This is a genomic window from Cellulosimicrobium sp. RS (genome assembly GCF_046159675.1).
GTDB lineage: Bacteria > Actinomycetota > Actinomycetes > Actinomycetales > Cellulomonadaceae > Cellulosimicrobium > Cellulosimicrobium funkei.
In genome coordinates this window covers 489,569-509,107 of sequence record NZ_JBJXVU010000002.1, presented here as the reverse complement: position 1 = coordinate 509,107, position 19,539 = coordinate 489,569, and the positions used below count along the sequence as shown (strand labels likewise).

The window sequence follows — 19,539 nt, the reverse complement described above, 5'->3', positions numbered from 1 at the left end:
GCGGACGCCGCCTACGACGGACACGACTGCTGACACCTTCAAGACCAACCATCGCGGTCCGGTGATGTTTGGCAGCACCGGACCGCGATGCTCGCTCTCCCCACCGTCTCAGGTGCACACCGGCACGACGACGTCCCGCGCGACCTCCTGGGTCGCTCTCCCCGGGCCGGTCGCTGTGACGGTCACGGGCACGTCCGCCCCCGTCTCCACACCGCGCACGGCGAACGACTGGTACGCGTGCGCACCGGCCGCCACCGCGGCGAAGGTCTTCTCCCCCGCGCCGGTGACGAGCGCGACGGCGACCACGCCGTCGGACACGTTGCGGGCGCGGACCGCGACGTACGGCGCCCCGGCGAGGCACCGCGCGGACGTCTCGACCTCGACGAGCGGCGCTGTCGGCTCGCCGACGACCTCGCCGTCCACGGTGAGCGTGCCGTCGGCGTTCACGACGACGTCCGCCGCCATGGCGGCCGCAAGGTCGAGGCGCTGCCACTCGGCCGCGCCCGCGACATCGAGCGCGTAGCCCGAGTCGAGCGCGGTCGCCGCGAGGACGAGCCGCCGCTGGTCGCCGGTGAGGTCGGGGAACGCCGTGCGCAGCAGGTCCTCGGCGCCCGCGGGCACCTGGATCTCCCGGCCCACCTCCCCGACCCGCGGGAACCCGTACGTGAGGCGCTGGTCATAGACCGCGAGCGCCTGGTCCGTCGCCAGGTACGGCACCTGGTCCTCGGCGCACACGGCGATCTCGTCGCCGCACGCCCGCTCCAGCAGGGTGACGAGCTCGGTGCGCGCCTGTTCGAGGAGCACGCGGAACGCGGGGTCGGACCACCGGAGCTGCGCGATGTTCTGCCCGGCCATGCGGCCGCCCATGACGTCGAGCGGGTAGTGGAAGCCGAGCACGAGGCGGTTGTCGCCGTACTCGGACGCGCGCGCGAGGATCTGCGGCGCGAGCTCCGGCAGGAGGGTGGCGAGCACGGTGCCCTGCGCGTAGCCGTGGTTGGTGTGGCCGCTGGGGAACGACCCGTTGTTGCGCAGCCCCTCGTAGCTCCCGGAGGTCTCGAACGCGTTGACGTGACCGCCCGCGGACGTGAAGCCGAGGCGGACGAACGGGCGCTTGTAGTCGTACGCGGCCTTGGCGGGCTCGTGGTTGCCGACCGACCTCTCGACGCGCCCGGACAGCAGGGCCTTTGTCTTGGGGAGGCGGCCGTCGGCGAGCGCGTCGCGGTAGATCGGCCCGAGCTCGCTGCCGAGCGCGTCCGCCATGGTCTCGTACGCGGAGCCGCGCCCGTCGGTCAGGGCGCGCTGCACCTGCAGGTCCCCGGCGACGTAGGCGTTGTTGCGGGCGAGCGAGCCGAGGTCGTTGGCGCTCGTGGGCTGGCCGGGCTCGTTGGGCGAGAGGATCTCGGGGTGGTTCGCGCGCAGGTCGGCGAACCCGCGCAGCATCCAGGTGAACCAGTCCTGCCCGGTCGGGGCCGACGGCGCCGCGTCGGACGCGTAGGTCCGGTCGAGGACGTCCTGCGGGAACGGCATCGACGGGTCGTCGGTGGTGGAGAGCGCGAGGGAGAAGTAGACGTCCGAGCTCGTCTCGTTGCACTGGTGGATCTCGACCGCGATCGTGTTCTCGCCCGGGACGAGCACGTCGGCGGGGATGACGAGCGTCTCGCGCAGCGGCGCGGTCGCGCCGGCCTTGTCCTGGTACTGGAGGTTCCGGGTGATCATCGAGTCGCCCCACCCCGCGACGCGCTCGCCGTTGACGTACACGGTGGCGGAGTCGTCGTAGACGAGCGTCCCGCGCAGGCCGGTGATCTCGTCGAGCGTCGCCTCGTCGAGGGTCACGGTCGTGCGGAAGAAGTAGGCGGGCACGACGACCTTGGGCGTCTGCGTGATCCAGTAGTCGAGCAGGGTCGTGATGGTGTGGCCGCCGCCGATGCCGCTCGCGGTCCCGTTGACCGCGCCGAAGCCCGGCCGGCCGGTCTTCCACGCGGCGTCGTCGAACGCCGGGTCGGCCCACACGGTCCGGTCCGCGTTCCCCGCAGCGGGGTCGGTGTTGTCGTCCAGGTAGCGCCAGGTCGTGCCGGCGCCGACCACCTCGGTCGGTGTCGACGCCTCCGCGGCGCGCGCCGCCGGCGCCTGGAGCGCCGCGGCGAGCAGGAGCGCGAGCGTCGTGAGCGCCGCCAGCAGGGCGAGCGGCGCTGTGGTCCGGCGGTCGCGGGGTCGCGGGGCCGGGTACGTCGTCGTACCGGTCATGGGTCGTCCCTCTCGTCGTTGTCGGTCGTGCGTCGGTGCGGTCGGTGAGACCGGTCCTGCGGTACTGCGGTCGTGCGGTGCTGCGGGTACAGCGGTCGAGCGCGACGGCGGGCACGCACCGAGCGCTCGGTGCGTGCCCGCCGCCGGTCAGGCGCAGCGCGGGACGACGACGGTCTGCGTGACCGTCTGCGTCCCCTCCTCCCCCGTGGCCGTCACGGTGACGTCGACGTCCCCGGTCGCGCCGCGGGCGGCGAACGACTGGTAGGCGTTCGCGCCGGGGGCGACGGCCGTGAAGGACCGCGAGCCCACGCCCGTGGTGAGGTCGACGTCGACGGCCCCGGCGGAGACGTTCGCCGCGCGCACCGCCAGGTACGGGGTCCCGGCGAGGCAGCGCGGGGAGACCGTCACGTCCACGAGGTGCACGTCCGCGGCCGGCTCAGCCGCGATCGCGAAGACGTGCAGGTCGTCGACGTCGGGGAACGTCACCGCGACCACCCGCCGGCCCTCGGGCGCGGTGTACGGGGCGGTGGCGAACACGAACGCGCTGTCCTTGTCGCCGTTGCGCCGGTTCATCTGCGCGACGACGGAGTTGCCCTCCACGGGCGACCCGTCCGCGCTGGGCAGCACCCAGTCACCGAAGCCGATCCTCGTGGACGCGGTGCTGCCGTCGTCGAGCGTGACGACCGCGGTCCCGCGGTGGGTCCCGTCGGTCGCCGCGCCGACGAACGCGAGCCGGCTCGTCGGCACGTCGAGCCGCACGGTCTCACCGGTGAGCGTGACCGAGTCCGGGCGCCCCACGGGCGAGGACGGCCACGTGAACGCCAGGCCGTCGACCTCGTGCACCGACCCGGGCGTGAGCCCGGCGTCGGCGAGCGCCTCGCGCGAGAACGAGTTGCCGGCCGCGTCGAAGTTCCCGACGCCGCGGTTCGCCTCGGGCGCGGTGCCGACCGTGTCGTACGCCGCGACGAGCGACCCGGGCGCGGCGACGAGGACGGTGAGCGGCACCTCGACGTCGTCGTCCCCGGCCGCGACCACGAGCCGCGCGTCGTGGTAGCCGGACGCGACGCCGGCACCTACCTGGACGGGGACCGTGCCGGTGAGGTGGCCCGAGCCGTCGTCGACGAGCGCGGGCTCGCCGACCCCGATGCCGTCGGGGGCGTCGACCGCGACGCGCACGTCCGCGGCGTCGGCGCCGAAGAGCTGCACGGCCACCGACGCGTCGGCCGACCCGCCGGGCGCGACCGTCACGAGGCCCGGGTCCGCCGCGGCGACGACGGCGGACTCGCCGTCGCGCCACGACGGCGGGGCGTCCGCGACCGCGGTCCCCCACGTGGTGTCGCGCTCGGTCGACATCGCGAGCTCGACGACGCCGCCCTCGTGCGCGATGTGGCGCGGCAGCGAGGTCCCGTCCCAGGCCGCGCCGTCGATGGTGACGCCGCTGATGTAGCGGACGCCGGTCGAGGCGCCGGTGGCGCGCAGGTCGAGGGTCTCGCCCTCGCCGAGGTCGACCACGACGCGGTCGAAGCGCGGCGCGTTGAGCGCGAGCACGTCCGTGCCCGGCGTGGTCGGGTACAGGCCCATCGCGGCCCACACGTACCAGCCGGCCTGGGCGCCGAGGTCGTCGTTGCCGGGCTTGCCGTTCGGCTCGGGGCGGAACAGCGTGGACGTGAGCTCGTCGACGAGCTCGCTCGTGCGCCACGGCTGGCCCACGTAGTCGTACAGCCACGGGACGCCGAAGTTCGGCTCGTTGCCGATCCACAGGTACGGCTCGTTCGGGCCGGCGTTGTGCTGCGCCGTGAAGGCGTCGAGCCGCTCCGCGACGGCCTCGCGCCCCCCGAGCGCGTCGGTGAGCCCCGCGACGTTCTGCGGCACGAGCCACGTGTACTGCTCGGCGTTGCCCTCGTCGAAGCCCTCCTGCCCGAACCCGCCGCCGCCCTGCGACCGCACGAACGTGCCGTCGTCGTTCCGGGCGCCCGCCGTGCGGGTCACGGGGTCGTGGACGTTCTGCCACCACTGGCCGCGCGCGGCGTACTCGGCGGCGACGTCGTCCTGGCCGAGCGCGGCCGCGAGCTGCCCGATCGCGAAGTCGGCGATCGACCACTCGAGCGTGATGGACGCGCCCACGACGCGGTGGTCGCCCCGGAACTCCTCGGTCTGCGGCGCGTACCCGCGCTCGAGATACGTCTCGATCCCACGCCGCTGCACGTAGCCGTTCGCGGTCGGGGCGGCGCTCGTCGCGCCCTTGACCATGTGCGCGAGCGCCGACTCCGCGTCGAAGTCGCGCGCCCCGAACGCGTACATGCTCGCGATGAGCGGCACCGAGGAGTCACCGGTCATCTGGCCCGTGTGCTGGTTCGCGACCGGCCAGCGCGGCAGCCAGCCGGACTGGTCGGCGACCTCGACGAGCGACTGCGCCATGTCCGACGCCCGGTCGGGCGCCAGCAGCGCCTGGAGCGCCCCGAGCGACCGGTACGTGTCCCAGTCCGAGAAGTTCGCGTACCGCTCGTGCCCCTCGGGTGCCTGGTGGATCTCGCCGTCGAACCCGACGTACCGGCCGTCCACGTCGGTGAACGTGTTCGGGTGCAGCAGCGAGTGGTAGAGCGACGTGTAGAACATCGTGAGGTCGTCGGCGTCCTCCCCCGCGACGCGGACCTTCCCGAGCAGGTCGGACCACGCGGCGCGGTTCGCGTCCCGGACGGCGTCGAAGTCGAAGCCCGGGATCTCGGCCGCGAGGTTGGCGCGCGCGCCCTCGACGCTCACGTAGGACATGCCGACCTTCGCGTGCACCGTCGCGCCGGGCGCGAAGGTGAGCCACGCGCCCGCGCCGTTGCCGTCGGCCGACGGGTCGCCGGGCGAGACGGTCGAGCCCTGCCACGTGCCGAACGCCTGCGCGTCCTGGTCGAGCTCGATCGCGAAGTACGTCGTGTGGGTGTTGTTCTTGCCGCAGAACCCGCCGCTCGTCACCGAGCCGGTGACCGTGCGCGCGTCCTCGACCTCGACCGTCGCGTTGCGCACGCTCGCGAGCGAGCCCGCGGCGTTGACGATCACCTGCGACGCGGCACCGCCCTCGGGGTAGTCGAACGTCAGCCCGCCCGAGCGGGTCGCGGCCGACAGCTCCGCCTCGATCCCCGACGACTGGAGCGCGACCGCGTACCGGCCGACCTCGGCACTCTCCGCGTCGTGGCTGAACGACTCCTTGCGGTCCCACGGGTACTGCCCGACGTCGCCCGTCACCGGGAGGATCGGGACGTCGCCGAAGATCCAGCACCCGGCGGCCGCGTGAGTCATGGAGAAGCCGCGGATCGCCTGGTGCGAGTAGCGGTAGCCCGCGTACGCCTTGTCGCCGTTGCCCACGGAGACCTGCGTGTCGGGCGAGAGCTGCATCATGCCGAACGGCATCGACGGCCCGGGGAAGTTGTTGATCTCCCCGACGACACCCGTCGCCTGACCGGTGCCGACGAACGGGTCGACGAAGGAGACGGGGTCCTCGACGAGGTCGGGTGCGGCCGCGACCGCCGGCACCGCGAGGCCGACGGCGGGGGCGAGCGAGAGGCCGGCGGCCAGGACCGCCGTGGCGGAGAGCGCCGCGACGGTGCGCCGCACCGTGGTGCGCGCAGGACGTGTTCGAGACATGCGGGTCCTCACAGGACGAAGGAGCGGGAAGGAGCGTGGAGGACGGTGGCGCGGGACCGTACGGCCCCGCGCCACCGTCGATCAGGAGCAGGCGGCGGCGTCGTACGCGGCCGTGACCTGCTGAGGCTCACCGTTGGGCGTCGTCACGGTCACCGTGACCTCGCCCGCCTCGACGGCGGCGGCGCGGGTGGCGAACGACTGGTACGCGTTCGCCCCAGGCGCCACGTCACCGTAGAGCTTCGAGCCGTACGGGGTCGCGAGCTCGATCGCGGCGGGCCGCTCGCCGGTGTTGAGCGCGCGCACCGCGACGAACGCCTTGCCGCCGAGGCAGCGGGCCTGCGCCGTGACCTCGACCTGCGGCGCGGGGACGACCCCGGTCGCGTCGGTCGCGATCGCGAACACGTGGAACCGCTCGTCGTTCGGCAGCGTGACCGACGTCAGGACCTTGCCCTCCGGGATCGCGACGGGCGCGGTCGCGTAGAGCCCGCATCCGATCTTCTGCACGTTCTCGCGGTCGCCGCGCGCCCCGGCCTTCGCGACCGTGATGTTGCCGGGCTCGGGCGAGCCCGTGCACCAGTCGCTGAGCCGCACGTCGACGGTCTGCGACGTGCCGTCCGCGAACCCGAGCACGAGGCCTCCCCCGTGCGTGCCGTGCGTGCTCGTCCCGACCACCGAGAGGTGGCGGGCCGAGCGCAGGTGCTCGGGCACCTCGATGACCTCGCCGCTCGCGGCGACGTTGTCGGGCGCCCCCGCCGACGGTGCCCCGAGCGTGTAGGTCAGGTCCGTGCCCGGCACGGTGAGCTCGAGGCCCTGCACGGCCCCGAGGTCCGCGAGCAGGTCGCGCAGGAGGTAGGCGCCCGAGCCGTCGAGGTTCGCGTTGGCCGCCCCGGCGTCGCCGATGCCGACGTTGTCGAACGCGCCCTCGATCCACGACTCGTCCGAGACGACGACCTGCACCTCGCGCACCGCCTCGGTTCCCGCGGCGTCGCGCACGACGAGCCGCACGGTGTGGAGACCCGGCTCGGCGTCCGCGGGCGCGGCGAGCGTGACCGTGCCCTCGACCGTGGCCGGCAGGCCGTCGGACTCCGCGGTCCAGTCGGCGAGGTCGGTCGTCGCGGTGACCGCGCCGTCTGACGCCACCTCGAGCGTCCCGCTGGACGTCCCCGCTCCCTGCGCGACGACCTGGACGGCGACCTCGGTCTGCCCACCCGGGGCGAGCACCGGCTGACGCGGCGTCGCGCCGACGAACAGCCGCTCCACCGTGCCGTCCGCGGGCACGACGGCGCCCGGCGACGCCTCGGGCGCGGTCGCCCAGGCCGACGGCTCGGAACCGACGGTGACGTCGACCGACCCCGCCGAGGTCAGCTCGTCGCCAGTCACCCACGCGCGGTCGAGCGGCTCGCCACCGAGCGAGACGGACTGCGTGTAGTGGGCGTCGGGGGCGACGCCGTCCGCCGTGAGGTGCAGCGCGTCCCGGTCGAACACGTCCGGGTCGAGCGTGACCGTGACGTCGTCGAAGAGCGGCGTCGTCAGGCCCCACAGGTCGGTACCGGGCACGATCGGGTACACACCGATCGAGGACAGCACGTGCCAGGCCGACATCGTGCCGAGGTCGTCGTTGCCCGTCACGCCGTCGGGACCGTCGGTGAAGAGCGTCGCCGCGGCCCGCACGACGTCCGTCGTCTTCCACGGCTGACCGGTCCACAGGTACACGTACGGCGCGTGAAGGTTCGGCTCGTTGTTCGGGTTGTAGGTCTCCCAGCCGTAGTAGTCGTACGTGCCGTTGACCCAGACCTCGCTCGCGACGCGCGCGGGGTCGGTGACGAGCTCGTCGTACGCGAAGAACGCGTCGAGGCGCTCGATCGCGGCGTCGGTCCCGCCCATGAGGTCGAACAGGCCCGGCACGTCCTGCGGTACGAGCCACTGGTACTGCACCGCGGTGCCCTCGTGAAAGCCGTCCGAGTGCGCAGGGTCGGGATCGCCCACGAAGAAGCCGTCAGCGTTGCGCGCCCGGAAGCTCTCCGTGCGCGGGTCGAACACGTTGCGGTAGCTCTGGCCGCGGGCCGCGTAGCGGTCGGCGTCCTCGTCGTGGCCGAGGCCGCGCGCCATCGTCGAGAGCATGGCGTCCGCGAGCGCGTACTCCATGGTCGCGGATCCGCCGTGCTGCAGGTCGTAGTCACCGGGCTTGCCGGACCGGGCCGGCTCGTGGGGCACGAAGCCGTCACGCAGGTACTCGACGTTCGCGGCGCGCCCGTTGAAGGGCGAGTCTCCGGGCGGCACGCCGTCCGCGTTCTGCCGCAGGACGGCGTACGCCTCGTCCTCGTGCCCGTCGAGCAGGCCCTGCTGCCACGCGCTGACGAGGAACGGCGTCGCCGGGTCGCCGGTCATGATGTTCGTCTCGACCATGCCGTAGCCCCAACGCGGCAGCCAGCCGCCCTGCTCGGCCTGGCGCACGAGCGAGAGCGCCATGTCGGCCGACTCGTCGGGCGCGAGCAGGTACAGGAGCTGCTGCTGGGTGCGGTACGTGTCCCAGAGCGAGTAGTTCTGGTAGTAGGTGAAGTCCGGTTCCGCGGCGTGGACCTCCTGGTCCCAGCCGCGGTAGCGCCCGTCGACGTCGGAGCCGACGTTCGGCGCGAGGAAGCTGCGGTAGAGCGAGGAGTAGAAGGTGCGCAGGTCGTCCGGGTCGCCCTGCGCGACCCGCACGAGGCCGAGCCGCTCCTCCCAGGCCGAGCGCGCGGCGTCGTGCACGGCGTCGAACGTGCCGGCCTCCGCGGCGAGGTTCGCCGCGGCGCCGTCGGCGCCCACGTAGCTCATCGCGGTGACGGCCTCGACGTCGAGGTCGCCGCCGGTCGTGTCGAACGTGACGTACGCGCCGCGACGGCCCTCGCCGCCGGACGCGGCGTCCGCGCCCGCGGTGACGACCTGGCCGTCCCACGTGCCGTGCGCGACGAAGGGCCGGTCGAAGGTCGTGCGGGTCCAGATCGTCTGCGGCTCGGTGTCCTGGCAGAAGCCGCGCACGGTGATGCGAGTCTCGACCGTACGGTCGTCGACGACGCGCACGTCGGACTCCGTGACCCTGTTGAGCGCCTGGCCCGCGTTGAGCAGGACGTTGGCCTGTGCCGTCGCGGGGAACGTGTAGCGCTGGACGCCCGTGCGCGCGGTCGCGGTGAGCTCGGCCTCGATCGTGCCCTCCGGCGCCTGGAGACCCACGCGGTAGTAGCCGGGCGAGGCCTCCTCGTCGTCGTGCGTGAAGCCGAGGGCGTACTGGCCGTAGTCGGTCGAGGTGATCGCGCCCGTCGTCGGGAGCGTGGGGAGCGGGCCGCCGAGCCCGCAGCCGACGCCCGACAGGTGCACGAGGGAGAAGCCGCGGACCGACGTGCGGTCGTAGTCGTACCCGACGTTGTGGCCGTTGTCCGGCGAGAGCTGCACCATGCCGAACGGGACGGCTGCCCCCGGGTAGGTGTTGCCGTCGTCCTTGGTCCCGATGAACGGGTTGACGTAGTCGACCAGCGGGCCGTCGACGACCGCAGCGGCGGCGTCGGACCCCGTCGCTGACTCCGTCCCGGCGGTGGCCGTGGGCGACGTCGCGAGCCCGGGCGCCGCGTACGCGGTCAGCGGGAGCGCCAGGCTCACCGCGGTGGTCAGCGCGACGACGGCGCCCGCGCGACGCCGACGCCCGCCGGGACGCGACGGGCGAGAGCGTGACGGTCCGGTGCTCGAGAATAGATCGCGATCAGCGTTGACAGCGCTGTCTCTCCGCATGCGGTGCTCCCCTTGGTCCCACGGCGGCGTGGGGTCGGTGGTCATCTATGACTCGGAGGCCGGAGCCTGGCCACGACGCCGGTCCCCGCGGCATACCCTCGCACAGGTTGACAGCGCTATCAAGGCCATCGCGACGACCCACCGTCGGTCGCCGCCATTCGACAGCCCACGGCCGACCACCGTCCGTGCAACGGCGCTGGCCCCGTCCGCACCGACGTGCACCCGCGCAGTCGGTGCCGCCTGCGTGGCCGCGCTGGTCGTGAGCGGTGCCGTCGCCTTCGCACTTTCTGCGTCCTCCTCACCAGGGCAGAGCGTCACGTCGCTGCGCTGCTCGAGGCCGAGGATTGACTGATGCCAGATCTTCCCCGAGCGGACGCCGGACCGCCGGCCCCTTGCGGGTTGACCAGACGCAGGATCGGTCAAGGTAGCCCGCATCTCGACAGTCGTGGTGGGCGTCGGCGGCGTCGGCAGGACGCGGTAGCGTCGCGCGCATGACCACGAAGTACGACGACGCGTCCTGGCACTTCGACGGCGAGGGTTACCCGCCCGAGGCCGGTCCCGAGGCGGGCGCGACGCACATCGGCATGTTCCTCGCGTGGGCGGCGCTCGCGGGGCACGTGTCCCCGGAGCTCGAGGAGGACTCCGAGGACGAGCTCGCTGCGCTGCGCGAGCGCACCACCACGCCGGGCGCGTTCGTGCACGAGTCGTGCGACGGCAAGCTCGTCGACGTCGACCTCGACGACGTCGGCGCCGCGTTCGCGAGCGCCTACTACGCGGGCGACGACGAGGACGAGGACGACGGCGGCCTGTACCTCGAGGACTACGTGGACGCCGTGAGCCCCGGCGACGGGGAGCCCGAGGACGTGTACCGCGTCCCGGACACGTGGGAGACGTACGAGCTCGTCGCGCCGCTGATCGACGCGCGGTTCGCCCAGTGGGACGACGAGGGCCGCCCGGCGGTCCTGCGGCACCGCGCGTGACATGAGCGCCCCGACGCCCGTCACGCGCCTCGCCGCCGTCCTGCGTGCGGACAACCCCGGCCCCATGACGCTCGACGGCACGCGCTCGTACGTGCTGCGCGCGCCGGGCTCGGCGTCGTGCGTCGTCGTGGACCCGGGGCCCGACGACGCGACCCACCTCGACGCGCTCGCCGCCGCCGGGCCGGTCGAGCTCGTGCTCGTGACCCACCGCCACGCCGACCACACGGCCGGGTCCCCCGGCCTGCGCGCGCGCACCGGCGCCCCCGTGCGGGCCGCCGACCCGGACCACTGCCACGGCGGCGCGCCGCTGCGCGACGGCGAGGTGATCGAGGCCGCGGGCCTGCGGGTCGTGGTCCTCGCCACGCCCGGCCACACCGCAGACTCGGTCTGCCTCGTCCTGCCCGACGACGGCCCGGTCGCCTCGACCGACGACCGCGCCCGCCGCACGGCGGACCCGGGCCCAGCGGGCTCCGGCACCGGCACCGCGGGCTCCGGGACCGCGGCGGACGAAGGCGCGCGGACGCCGTCGGGCACGACGATCCTCACGGGCGACACGGTGCTCGGGGCGGGGACGACGGTGATCGCGGCGCCCGACGGGTCGCTCGGCGCCTACCTCGCGAGCCTCGACGCGATCGAGGCCGTGGCGGGCGGTCCAGGCCTGGTGACCGGCCTCCCCGGCCACGGTCCGGTCGTCGACGACCTCGCGGCGCGCGTGCGCGCGTACCGGGAGCACCGTCACGAGCGTCTCGCCCAGGTGCGGGCCGCGCTGACCGCGCTCGGCCTGGCCCCAGACGCGCCGGGCGCGGTCGACGAGGTGGTCGCGCGGGTCTACGCCGACGTCGACCCTGCGGTGCGAGGAGCCGCCCGGCAGTCCGTCGCCGCGCAGCTCGCGTTCCTCGCCGGCCCAGACACCGACGCGGGCACCGGCACCGGCACCAGCACCAGCACGATCGCCGACATCGGAGCGGACGCGGCCGACGACACCCCCGGCGCCCCGAGCCGCGACGGCTGACTGTCGGTGCCACGGTGCACGATGACGGGATGACGACACCACGGCTCGGTATCGCGTTCGTGCCCACCTACGCACCCGAGAGCCTGCGGCGGCTCGCGACGACGGCGGAGGACGCCGGCCTCGACGACCTCTGGGTGTGGGAGGACTGCTTCAAGCAGTCCGGCCTCGCCTCGGCGGCCGCTGCCCTGGCGTGGACCGACCGCGTGCGCGTCGGCATCGGGCTCATGCCCGCCCCGCTGCGCAGCACGGCGATCACGGCGATGGAGGTCGCGACGCTCGCGCGGATGTTCCCCGGTCGCCTCGTCGCGGGGGTCGGGCACGGCGTCCAGGAGTGGATGGGGCAGGCGGGGGTGCGCGTCGCGTCGCCGCTGACGCTCCTGCGCGAGCACGCGACGGCGCTGCGGAGCCTGCTCGCGGGCGAGGAGGTCACGACGGACGGCCGGTACGTCACGCTCGACGCCGTCCGGCTCGACTGGCCGCCCACGGAGCCCGTCCCGCTGTGGCTGGGCGGGTCCGGGCCGCGGACGCTCGCGCTGGCCGGCGAGCTCGGCGACGGTCTCATCCTCACGAACGCGCTGACCCCCGAAGACGTGCGGGGTGCGGCGGCCGTCGCGCGCGAGGGCGGCGCGGGCCCCGGGTTCGACGTCCACGCGACGCTCATCGCGGCGACGGGACCGGACGCGCAGGCACGGGTCGACCGCGAGCTGCCGGTGTGGGGCGCGGAGCCCGGTCGGGGCATCGGCGCCGCGGGCGACGCCCACGCGGTGGCGGCGGGAGTCCTGGCTCTCGCGGAGGCGGGCGCGACGGCCGTGGCGGTCCAGCCGACCGCGGACGAGCCCGACGTCGAGACGTTCGTGCGCTTCCTCGGCCACGAGGTCGCGCCGCTGCTCAGCTCTCGGTGACGCGCCCGGTGTCGCCCTCGGTGCCCGCGGCGCCGGGCCGCTGCCGCAGGCCGTGGACGAGGGCGACCACCGCGCACACCAGAGCGACGGCGCCGACGGCGAGCGCGAGGCGGACGGGGAAGTCGGCGTAGAGGTCGGTGACCTCGCCGACCGGGAGGCCCCAGCCCGCCGCGGTCTCCCGCACTTCCGCCGCGAGCGCACCGATCCGTCCGGGCACCCGCGTCACGGCTGCGGAGACCCACCCGAGCAGCTCGAGGACGACGGAGGCCACGGAGTGGGCGCCGGACGCGAGGGGGATCACCGGTCCACCCTAGCGGAACCGGACAGCGCGGTCATATGCGGCACGGCGGGGTATCGCCTCAGGTCAGCGGCTTGGCGAAGCACAGCGCGACGTGGTTGTCGCCGTCGTAGGGCGGGAAGTGCGCGACGGCACGGAAGCCGAGCGAGCGGTAGAGCGCGATGGCGCCGGGCTGGCGGATGCCCGTCTCGAGCAAGAGCGTGGAGGTCCCGCGCTCACGCGCCGCCGTCTCCAGCCCGTCGAGGAGCCGACGCGCGGTCCCCGTGCGGCGCGCGCTCTCGCGCACGAACACCTTCTTCACCTCGAGCGCGTCCTGCGGCGCGCCGGGCTCGGGCCGTCGCAGCGACGCGCACCCGAGCGCCTCGCCGTCCCGGTACGCCACGAGGGTCACCACGACGTCGACTCCCAGGTGCGCGTCCACGGTTTCGAACCCCCCGGCGGAGTCGAGGCGGCCGAAGAGCTCCGGGTACAAGACGGCCGACGACGTCTCGTGCATCTCGCGGCGCAGCGCGGCCGCGTCGGGGTCGTCCCACGGGACGGCACGGAGCTCGACCGCGGCTCCCCCGACGACCGGGCCGCCCGCCGCGGTGCCGGACCCTGACCCCGCGCCGTCCGGCGCAGCGCCCCGCGGTCCGGTGGCATCCGGCGCGGCGGTCCGCGCTCCGGCGGCATCCGACGCAGCGGCGGGCGACACGCGCAGGTCGAGCGCGAAGCAGCGCGACAGCGGCTGCCCGGCGTAGTGGCCGTACGACTCGATCGGCACGTACCCGAGCGCGAGGTAGAGGTCGATGGACTCCGGCTGGAGCGTGCCCGTCTCGAGCACGAGCCGGTCGAGGCCCGCGGCGACCGCGCGCTCGTGCAGCGCGCGCATCGCGGTGCGTGCGTGCCCGCGACCCCGGTGGGCGGGCTCGACGTACAGGCGCTTCACCTCGCCGGTCCGCGCGGGGTGCGTGCCGCCCCGTCCGTCCGGCGTGCCGGAGACGTCGCGCAGCGCGACGAACGCGACCGGTTCGCCGTCCTCCCGGACCACGACGTTCGCGAGCGCCGCCTCGGGGGCGAACGTGCCGGCGTCGGGCTCGCCGTAGCGCACCGCGAGCTCCGCCTGCTGCCGCGACCGCAGCCGCTCGGCCGCGGCGTCGTCCGCCGGGACCGTCGCCACGGTGACGACCCCGGTCCCGGGGCGCCCGACGGCGTCGGGCAGGACGCGCGGGAGCGTCACGCGCGGACGAGCGCGCCCAGGACGGACGTGAAGAACCCGAGGCCGTCGGTGCCGGCGCGCGGGCCGGCCTCGGCGGCCGGGCCGAAGCCGGGCTCGACGGCGTGCTCCGGGTGGGGCATGAGGCCGACGACGTTGCCCGCCGCGTTCGAGATGCCCGCGATGCCGCGGCGCGACCCGTTCGGGTTCCAGCCGTCGTAGCGGAAGACGACGCGGCCCTCGGCCTCGAGCTCGTCGAGCGTCCGCTCGTCGGCGACGAACTGCCCGTCCTGGTTCTTCAGCGGGATCGTGATGCGCTGGCCGGCCGTGTAGTCGCGCGTCCAGGCGGTGTCGGCGTTCTCGACCACGAGGACCTGCTCGCGGCACACGAAGTGCAGGTGGTCGTTCTTGACCATCGATCCCGGGAGCAGGTGCGCCTCGGTGAGGATCTGGAAGCCGTTGCAGATGCCGAGCACGGGCATGCCGCCCTTCGCGGCGTCCACGATCGACTCCATGACCGGCGCGAAGCGGCTGATCGCGCCCGCGCGCAGGTAGTCGCCGTAGGAGAAGCCGCCGGGCAGGACGACCGCGTCCACGCCGTGGAGGTCGGCGTCGGCGTGCCAGAGCGACACGGCCTCGCCGCCCGCGAGGCGCACCGCGCGCGCGGCGTCGCGGTCGTCGAGCGTGCCGGGGAAGGTGACGACACCGACCGTGGCCGTCGCGAGAGCCGAGGCGGTCATCAGGCGAGACCCTGCGACGTGATCGTCGCGGCGGCGTCCGTCTCGATGTCGGCGACGCGCACGACGTCCTCGATGACGGGGTTCGACAGGAGCTTCACCGCGGCCTCCTCGGCGGCGGCCAGGACCTCCGGCGTCACCGGGCCCTCGACCTCGAGCTCGAACCGCTTGCCCTGGCGGACGGACGTGAACTGGGTGAAGCCGAGGCGCGGCAGCGCCCCGACGACGGCCTTGCCCTGCGGGTCCAGGATCTCGGGCTTGGGCATGACCTCGACGACGACGCGTCCCACGGGGGCTCCTTGGCGAGAGTGTTGGGAGGGCCGGGGCTCCGGGATCCCGGCCACGTCACGGGCGTCGAGGACGCCCGGGGGGGACGGGACGAGCGGGAGCCGACGGCGGGATTCCGCGCTCAGTCTAGCGGGCGCGCGCACCCGCCCGGTCGGGCGTCCGCACGGTGAGCGGGCGTGCTCACCCGCCCGCGGCGCGGCGCCGGTCCGGAGTGTCGACCGGGATGTTGCCGTCGAGCACGTGCTTGCGCCAGGCCCGGTCGACGTGGGACCGCCGGAACAGGAACCCGCTCAGGAGCGAGACCGCCATGAGGAGAACCGCAAACCAGAGCTCGGGCCGGTTGACGTCGTTCGAGAAGAGGACGTGGCTCAGGACGGGCCACCCGTAGAGGATCGCCAGCGCGCTCCCCAGGCTGCCCAGGGTGACGCGCCACGGGTAGAGCGCCCCGTGGATGTCGTCGGCGACCCACCACCAGTACCGCGCGGGGAGCCGCAGGTCGAGCGACCGGTAGAGCAGCCAGCGCCCGAGCGGCGGGTGCTCGCGCCACCGCAGCGCCCACCCCGCGCGGACGAGGCCCCACGCCTCGCGGGCGCCGATGCCGCGGGGAGCGGCGCCGTCGTCCGGCTCGGGCGCCAGGTCGAGCAGGACGGCGAGCGCCTCGTCCCCGTGCAGGTCGCGCCAGCGCCGGGGGTAGGCGCGCAGCCAGATCCGTGCGGACCGCTCGTACCGGTCGGCGCCGCGCGCCCCGCGGGCAGGGCGGCCGGGCTGCGCGCCGTCGGCGGCGGCCCGCCGCCCGGTCACGCGCCGCTCCCGGCGAGACCGTCGGCGGCACCCCGACCGGCACCGCGGGAGAGCGACCGACGCGCGCGCTCCGCGAGCTCGGCGAGGCGGAGGGTCTCGGCGCGGGCGGCGCGGCGCCCGTCGTCGGTCGCGCGGTAGTAGCGACGCAGTCGGCCGTCGACGACCTCCTCGCCCGTCGGCTCCACGAGACCGGCCGCGACGAGACGGTCGAGGTTCCCGTAGAGGGTGCCCGCGCCGAGGCGGGTACGGCCGTCGGAGAGGTCGCGCACCGACCGGATGACGGCGTATCCGTGGAGCGGCTCCCCGCTGAGGGCGAGGAGCACGAGGTACGCCTGCTCCGTCATGCGGAACGGGGCCGAGGAGACCATGGTCGATATATATCGCTCGGCGACCTATGCGCGCAAGCGCCCGGCGCGTGTCGGAGGGTGGGGCTAGTCTCGAACACGTGTTCGAGACGCACGCTCGAGCACGGTGCGAGGGCGGGGTCCTGCCCCTTCCCCGCCCTCGCACGACACCTCGCCCGACGACGCACGGAGGCTCCCCATGGACGCACCGGCAGCACCCGTCCCGACGATCGACCGCGGCCGTTCACGGCCCGCGCCGGCCACCGTGGCCCGCGTCCTCGCGCGCGACGGGACGTGCGTCTTCCCGGGCTGCCGCGTACCGGCGTTCCGCTGCGACCTCGACCACGTGGTCGCCCCGCGGCCGGTCACAGGCACGGGCACCGGCACCGGGATGGACGACGACGCGGAGTCCGCGCACGGGGCCGACAACCTCGTCGCCCTGTGCCGCCACCACCGGGTCGTCCGCGCACGCGACGGCTGGCGCCCGGCGCTGCTCGCCGACGGGTCGGTACGGTGGACCGCGCCGAGCGGGCACACCTACCTCCGGCCCGGCACCCTCCGGACGGCGTGAGGCGTCAGGCGTCAGGCGTCAGGCGAGCGTCGACCCGGTGAGCCGCTCGTACGCCTCGAGGTAGCGCGCGCGGGTGCGCGCGACGACGTCGGCCGGGATCGACGGCGGCGGGGTGTCCGCGGCGCGGTCCCAGCCCGACGCGGGCGACGTGAGCCAGTCGCGCACGAACTGCTTGTCGAAGCTCGGCTGCGCGCGACCCGGCTCCCACTGGTCCGCGGGCCAGAAGCGCGACGAGTCGGGCGTGAGCACCTCGTCGCCGAGCACGGTCTCCCCCGTCGCCGGGTCCACGCCGAACTCGAGCTTGGTGTCCGCGAGGATCACGCCGCGCTCGCGCGCGATCTCCTCGGCGCGCGCGTACACGGCGAGCGTGAGGTCGCGCAGGCGCGTGGCGTCGTCGAGGCCGATCTGCTCGGCCACGACGTCGAACGAGACGTTCTCGTCGTGCTCGCCCACGGCAGCCTTCGTCGCCGGCGTGAAGATCGGCTCGGGCAGGCGCGACCCGTCGACGAGGCCGTCGGGCAGCTGCACGCCGCAGACCTCGCCGCCCGCGCGGTACTCCACGAGGCCGGAGCCCGTCAGGTACCCGCGCGCCACGCACTCGACCGGGAACATGTCGAGGCGGCGGCAGATCATCGCGCGGCCGGCGACGACGTCGGGCACGAGGCCGTCGCCCGGCACCGCCGAGACGGCGGTCGAGACGACGTGGTTCGGCACGAGGTCGGCGAGCTGCTCGAACCACCACAGGCTGAGCTGCGTGAGCACGACGCCCTTGTCCGGGATACCGGGCGACAGCACGTGGTCGTAGGCGCTCACCCGGTCGCTCGCGACGACGAGCACGACGTCGCCCAGGGGGTGCACGCCCCCGACGGCCGGCAGGTCCGGCGTGTACAGGTCGCGCACCTTGCCGGAGTACGCGTGCGTCCAGCCGGGCAGGTCGAGCGCGGCCATGTCGAGGGCGTCGGCCTCGCCGAGCGAGAGGGCCGAGCCGGGGTCCTGCGGGGTGTGGGTCACGGCCCCTAGTGTCGCACCATGCGACGCGAACCCGGCCCCTCGTCCATCTCGGGAGCCGCCCCCGGCGGCGCGCTCGACGGCACGCTCGACCAGGGCGAGGACGCCGAGCGCGCGACGCACGACCCGGGGGTGCGCGACTTCCTCGCCACCTTCTCGGCCTTCATGGAGACCGCCAACGAGCAGGCCCAGCGGCAGCGGACCGACGCCGGGCCGTCCGTCGCGGACGTGCTGCGCGAGCACCTCGGCACCGACCCGCGCTCGATCGCGGTCGTCACCGAGACGGTGTCCGCTCTGCGCGGCGTCGACGCGGACGTCGCGATCGAGGCCGTCGTCGCCCGCCACGGCGGTGGCCGCGTCGTCGGCGTCGGTGGCGGCGAGCAGCGGATGCACACGTCCTTCTCCGAGATCGTCGAGCACTCCGCCCTGTGGCGCCAGTTTCCCGTCGGCGCGGTGGACTACGCGCGCGCGGCGACGGGCCCCGAGAGCGAGCGCCGCACCGTCTCCTTCGGTCTGCACCTCTTCGCGTACGCGGGCACGCCCGTCGCGCTCCTGCAGCGCGCGGCGAACCCGCGGCACGGCGACGAGGGCAGCGTCGAGGTCATGTGTCCCCAGGAGGACGCCGCCCTGTCGCTCCTCGCAGAGCTCCGGGCGGCCATGGTCGAGCACAGCGTGCTGCGCGGCCAGGTCGTGACGTTCACGGCGTCGGACTACGGCGCGCAGGCCGGCGGCATGACGTTCCTACCGCGGGACCGGGTCCCGGCGACCGACGTGGTGCTCCCGGACGGCACGCTGAGCAGGATCGAGCGTCAGGTGCTCGGCGTCGCGCGGCACCGCTCGGAGCTCCTCGCGGCGGGTCAGCACCTCAAGCGCGGCGTCCTGCTCTACGGTCCGCCGGGGACGGGCAAGACCCACACCGTCCGCCACCTCGTCGGCGAGAGCCCGGGCACGACCGTGATCGTCCTCGCAGGGGGTGCGCTCCGGCTCGTCCGGCTCGCCGCGGAGACGGCCCGTGCGCTCCAGCCCGCGATCGTCGTGCTCGAGGACTGCGACCTCATCGCCGAGGACCGCTCGTTCCACGACGGCCCGCAGCCCCTGCTGTTCGAGGTGCTGGACGCCATGGACGGACTCGGCAGCGACTCCGACGTCGCGTTCGTCCTGACGACGAACCGCGCCGACCTCCTCGAGCGCGCGCTCGCGCAGCGCCCCGGCCGGGTCGACCTCGCGGTCGAGATCCCCCTGCCCGACGCGTCGGCGCGGCTCCGGCTGTTCGAGCTCTACCGCGGCGAGCTGCCGTTCACCTCCGGTGCGCTCGCCGACGCCGCCGACCGCACGGACGGCGTGACCGCCTCGTTCGTCAAGGAGGTGGTCCGGCGCGCCGTGCTGCGCGCGGTCGAGGCCGGGCACGACGTGGGAGACGAGGACCTCGGGTCCGCCGTGCACGAGATGACCGCCGACGCCGAGCGCATCACGCGCTCGCTGCTCGGCTCGTCGCCGGACCTCCTCGCCGAGGAGACGTTCGAGCCCTGATCGGGCACCAGCGCGGCGCTCCCCGCGCCGGACGTCCTCCGCACCACACCCGTCGCGCGTGCCGATCGACCGGCGTGCCGATAGCCTGCTCGTCAGGACGGCCGTGGGAGCGCTCTCCCGCCGTCAGGGGGCCGCACCGGAGCGACTCCTGCGGGGGCGCGTGCGCTGCTGTCCGGGCCTGCCGACGGCGGCGGGCCCCATCCGCACGGAGGAGGCAACGATGCACCACCGCAC

15 protein-coding genes are annotated in these 19,539 nt (G+C 74.6%); 5 read left to right on the top strand and 10 right to left on the bottom strand.

The genetic code is table 11. From position 1 onward, the window contains the following. Positions 1 to 108: 108 nt before the first annotated feature. From ACI769_RS05445 to ACI769_RS05435, 3 genes are all read right to left on the bottom strand, one after another. Positions 109 to 2,244, bottom strand: a complete 2,136-nt coding sequence (locus ACI769_RS05445) for an acid phosphatase (protein WP_409141287.1) — start codon at positions 2,242 to 2,244, stop codon at positions 109 to 111. Between the two features lie 147 nt (positions 2,245 to 2,391). Next, entirely contained in the window at positions 2,392 to 5,877 is a 3,486-nt protein-coding gene (locus tag ACI769_RS05440; protein WP_409141286.1) for a GH92 family glycosyl hydrolase, read from the bottom strand. An 81-nt stretch (positions 5,878 to 5,958) separates the two neighbouring features. After that, a complete protein-coding gene (locus ACI769_RS05435) occupies positions 5,959 to 9,510 on the bottom strand; it encodes a GH92 family glycosyl hydrolase (protein WP_409141285.1) in 3,552 nt (1,183 codons plus the stop codon). Between the two features lie 620 nt (positions 9,511 to 10,130). Here ACI769_RS05435 and ACI769_RS05430 point away from each other — a divergent pair. From ACI769_RS05430 to ACI769_RS05420, 3 genes are read left to right on the top strand one after another with little or no spacing between them, the layout of a single operon-like run. Next, positions 10,131 to 10,619 carry a hypothetical protein gene (locus ACI769_RS05430; RefSeq protein ID WP_409141284.1) on the top strand — a complete coding sequence of 163 codons (489 nt, stop codon included), beginning with the start codon at positions 10,131 to 10,133 and terminating at the stop codon, positions 10,617 to 10,619. A 1-nt stretch (position 10,620) separates the two neighbouring features. Next, positions 10,621 to 11,631 (top strand): MBL fold metallo-hydrolase, encoded by a 1,011-nt coding sequence (locus ACI769_RS05425; protein WP_409141283.1) that lies wholly within the window; start codon positions 10,621 to 10,623, stop codon positions 11,629 to 11,631. A 29-nt stretch (positions 11,632 to 11,660) separates the two neighbouring features. Continuing rightward, the gene (locus ACI769_RS05420) at positions 11,661 to 12,533 is read left to right on the top strand and encodes an LLM class flavin-dependent oxidoreductase (RefSeq protein ID WP_034654364.1); all 873 of its coding nucleotides are present in this window, start codon (positions 11,661 to 11,663) and stop codon (positions 12,531 to 12,533) included. On the opposite strand, the gene ACI769_RS05415 is transcribed toward ACI769_RS05420, so the two are convergent. The 6 genes from ACI769_RS05415 to ACI769_RS05390 all read right to left on the bottom strand — a co-directional run bounded on the left by ACI769_RS05415 (position 12,520) and on the right by ACI769_RS05390 (position 16,220). Then, positions 12,520 to 12,834: a hypothetical protein gene (locus tag ACI769_RS05415; RefSeq protein ID WP_043658871.1), complete on the bottom strand. Its 315-nt coding sequence runs from the start codon at positions 12,832 to 12,834 to the stop codon at positions 12,520 to 12,522. The two genes, ACI769_RS05420 and ACI769_RS05415, sit on opposite strands and share 14 nt — an antisense overlap. Positions 12,835 to 12,892: 58 nt before the next feature. Continuing rightward, positions 12,893 to 14,050: a GNAT family N-acetyltransferase gene (locus ACI769_RS05410; protein WP_051028523.1), complete on the bottom strand. Its 1,158-nt coding sequence runs from the start codon at positions 14,048 to 14,050 to the stop codon at positions 12,893 to 12,895. Then, positions 14,047 to 14,766, bottom strand: a complete 720-nt coding sequence (purQ, locus tag ACI769_RS05405; RefSeq protein WP_034654359.1) for a phosphoribosylformylglycinamidine synthase subunit PurQ — start codon at positions 14,764 to 14,766, stop codon at positions 14,047 to 14,049. Before purQ ends, ACI769_RS05410 begins: the two co-directional genes overlap by 4 nt. After that, positions 14,766 to 15,053, bottom strand: a complete 288-nt coding sequence (purS, locus tag ACI769_RS05400) for a phosphoribosylformylglycinamidine synthase subunit PurS (RefSeq protein WP_021483374.1) — start codon at positions 15,051 to 15,053, stop codon at positions 14,766 to 14,768. Before purS ends, purQ begins: the two co-directional genes overlap by 1 nt. Positions 15,054 to 15,231: 178 nt before the next feature. Next, positions 15,232 to 15,852 (bottom strand): hypothetical protein, encoded by a 621-nt coding sequence (locus ACI769_RS05395; protein ID WP_085386635.1) that lies wholly within the window; start codon positions 15,850 to 15,852, stop codon positions 15,232 to 15,234. Beyond that, positions 15,849 to 16,220, bottom strand: a complete 372-nt coding sequence (locus ACI769_RS05390) for a PadR family transcriptional regulator (RefSeq protein ID WP_232322633.1) — start codon at positions 16,218 to 16,220, stop codon at positions 15,849 to 15,851. The genes ACI769_RS05395 and ACI769_RS05390 overlap by 4 nt, the downstream gene beginning before the upstream one ends. A 175-nt stretch (positions 16,221 to 16,395) precedes the next feature. On the opposite strand from ACI769_RS05390, the gene ACI769_RS05385 reads away from it, so the two are divergent. Continuing rightward, positions 16,396 to 16,767, top strand: coding sequence for an HNH endonuclease (locus ACI769_RS05385; protein WP_034655283.1), 372 nt, complete (start codon positions 16,396 to 16,398; stop codon positions 16,765 to 16,767). An 18-nt stretch (positions 16,768 to 16,785) separates the two neighbouring features. Here ACI769_RS05385 and ACI769_RS05380 read toward each other — a convergent pair whose 3' ends face one another. Further along, positions 16,786 to 17,715, bottom strand: a complete 930-nt coding sequence (locus ACI769_RS05380; RefSeq protein ID WP_409141301.1) for a phosphoribosylaminoimidazolesuccinocarboxamide synthase — start codon at positions 17,713 to 17,715, stop codon at positions 16,786 to 16,788. An 81-nt stretch (positions 17,716 to 17,796) separates the two neighbouring features. On the opposite strand from ACI769_RS05380, the gene ACI769_RS05375 reads away from it, so the two are divergent. Further along, a complete protein-coding gene (locus tag ACI769_RS05375; RefSeq protein ID WP_409141282.1) occupies positions 17,797 to 19,305 on the top strand; it encodes an AAA family ATPase in 1,509 nt (502 codons plus the stop codon). Positions 19,306 to 19,539 lie beyond the last annotated feature (234 nt).

Excerpts from the sequence above, each read along its gene's own strand:
- ACI769_RS05445 (WP_409141287.1), bottom strand. The coding sequence starts at position 2,244 with ATGACCGGTACGACGACGTACCCGGCCCCGCGACCCCGCGACCGCCGG.
- ACI769_RS05440 (WP_409141286.1), bottom strand. The coding sequence starts at position 5,877 with ATGTCTCGAACACGTCCTGCGCGCACCACGGTGCGGCGCACCGTCGCG.
- ACI769_RS05430 (WP_409141284.1), top strand. The coding sequence starts at position 10,131 with ATGACCACGAAGTACGACGACGCGTCCTGGCACTTCGACGGCGAGGGT.
- ACI769_RS05425 (WP_409141283.1), top strand. The coding sequence starts at position 10,621 with ATGAGCGCCCCGACGCCCGTCACGCGCCTCGCCGCCGTCCTGCGTGCG.
- ACI769_RS05420 (WP_034654364.1), top strand. The coding sequence starts at position 11,661 with ATGACGACACCACGGCTCGGTATCGCGTTCGTGCCCACCTACGCACCC.
- purQ (WP_034654359.1), bottom strand. The coding sequence starts at position 14,766 with ATGACCGCCTCGGCTCTCGCGACGGCCACGGTCGGTGTCGTCACCTTC.
- ACI769_RS05390 (WP_232322633.1), bottom strand. The coding sequence starts at position 16,220 with ATGGTCTCCTCGGCCCCGTTCCGCATGACGGAGCAGGCGTACCTCGTG.
- ACI769_RS05385 (WP_034655283.1), top strand. The coding sequence starts at position 16,396 with ATGGACGCACCGGCAGCACCCGTCCCGACGATCGACCGCGGCCGTTCA.
- ACI769_RS05380 (WP_409141301.1), bottom strand. The coding sequence starts at position 17,715 with ATGGCCGCGCTCGACCTGCCCGGCTGGACGCACGCGTACTCCGGCAAG.
- ACI769_RS05375 (WP_409141282.1), top strand. The coding sequence starts at position 17,797 with ATGCGACGCGAACCCGGCCCCTCGTCCATCTCGGGAGCCGCCCCCGGC.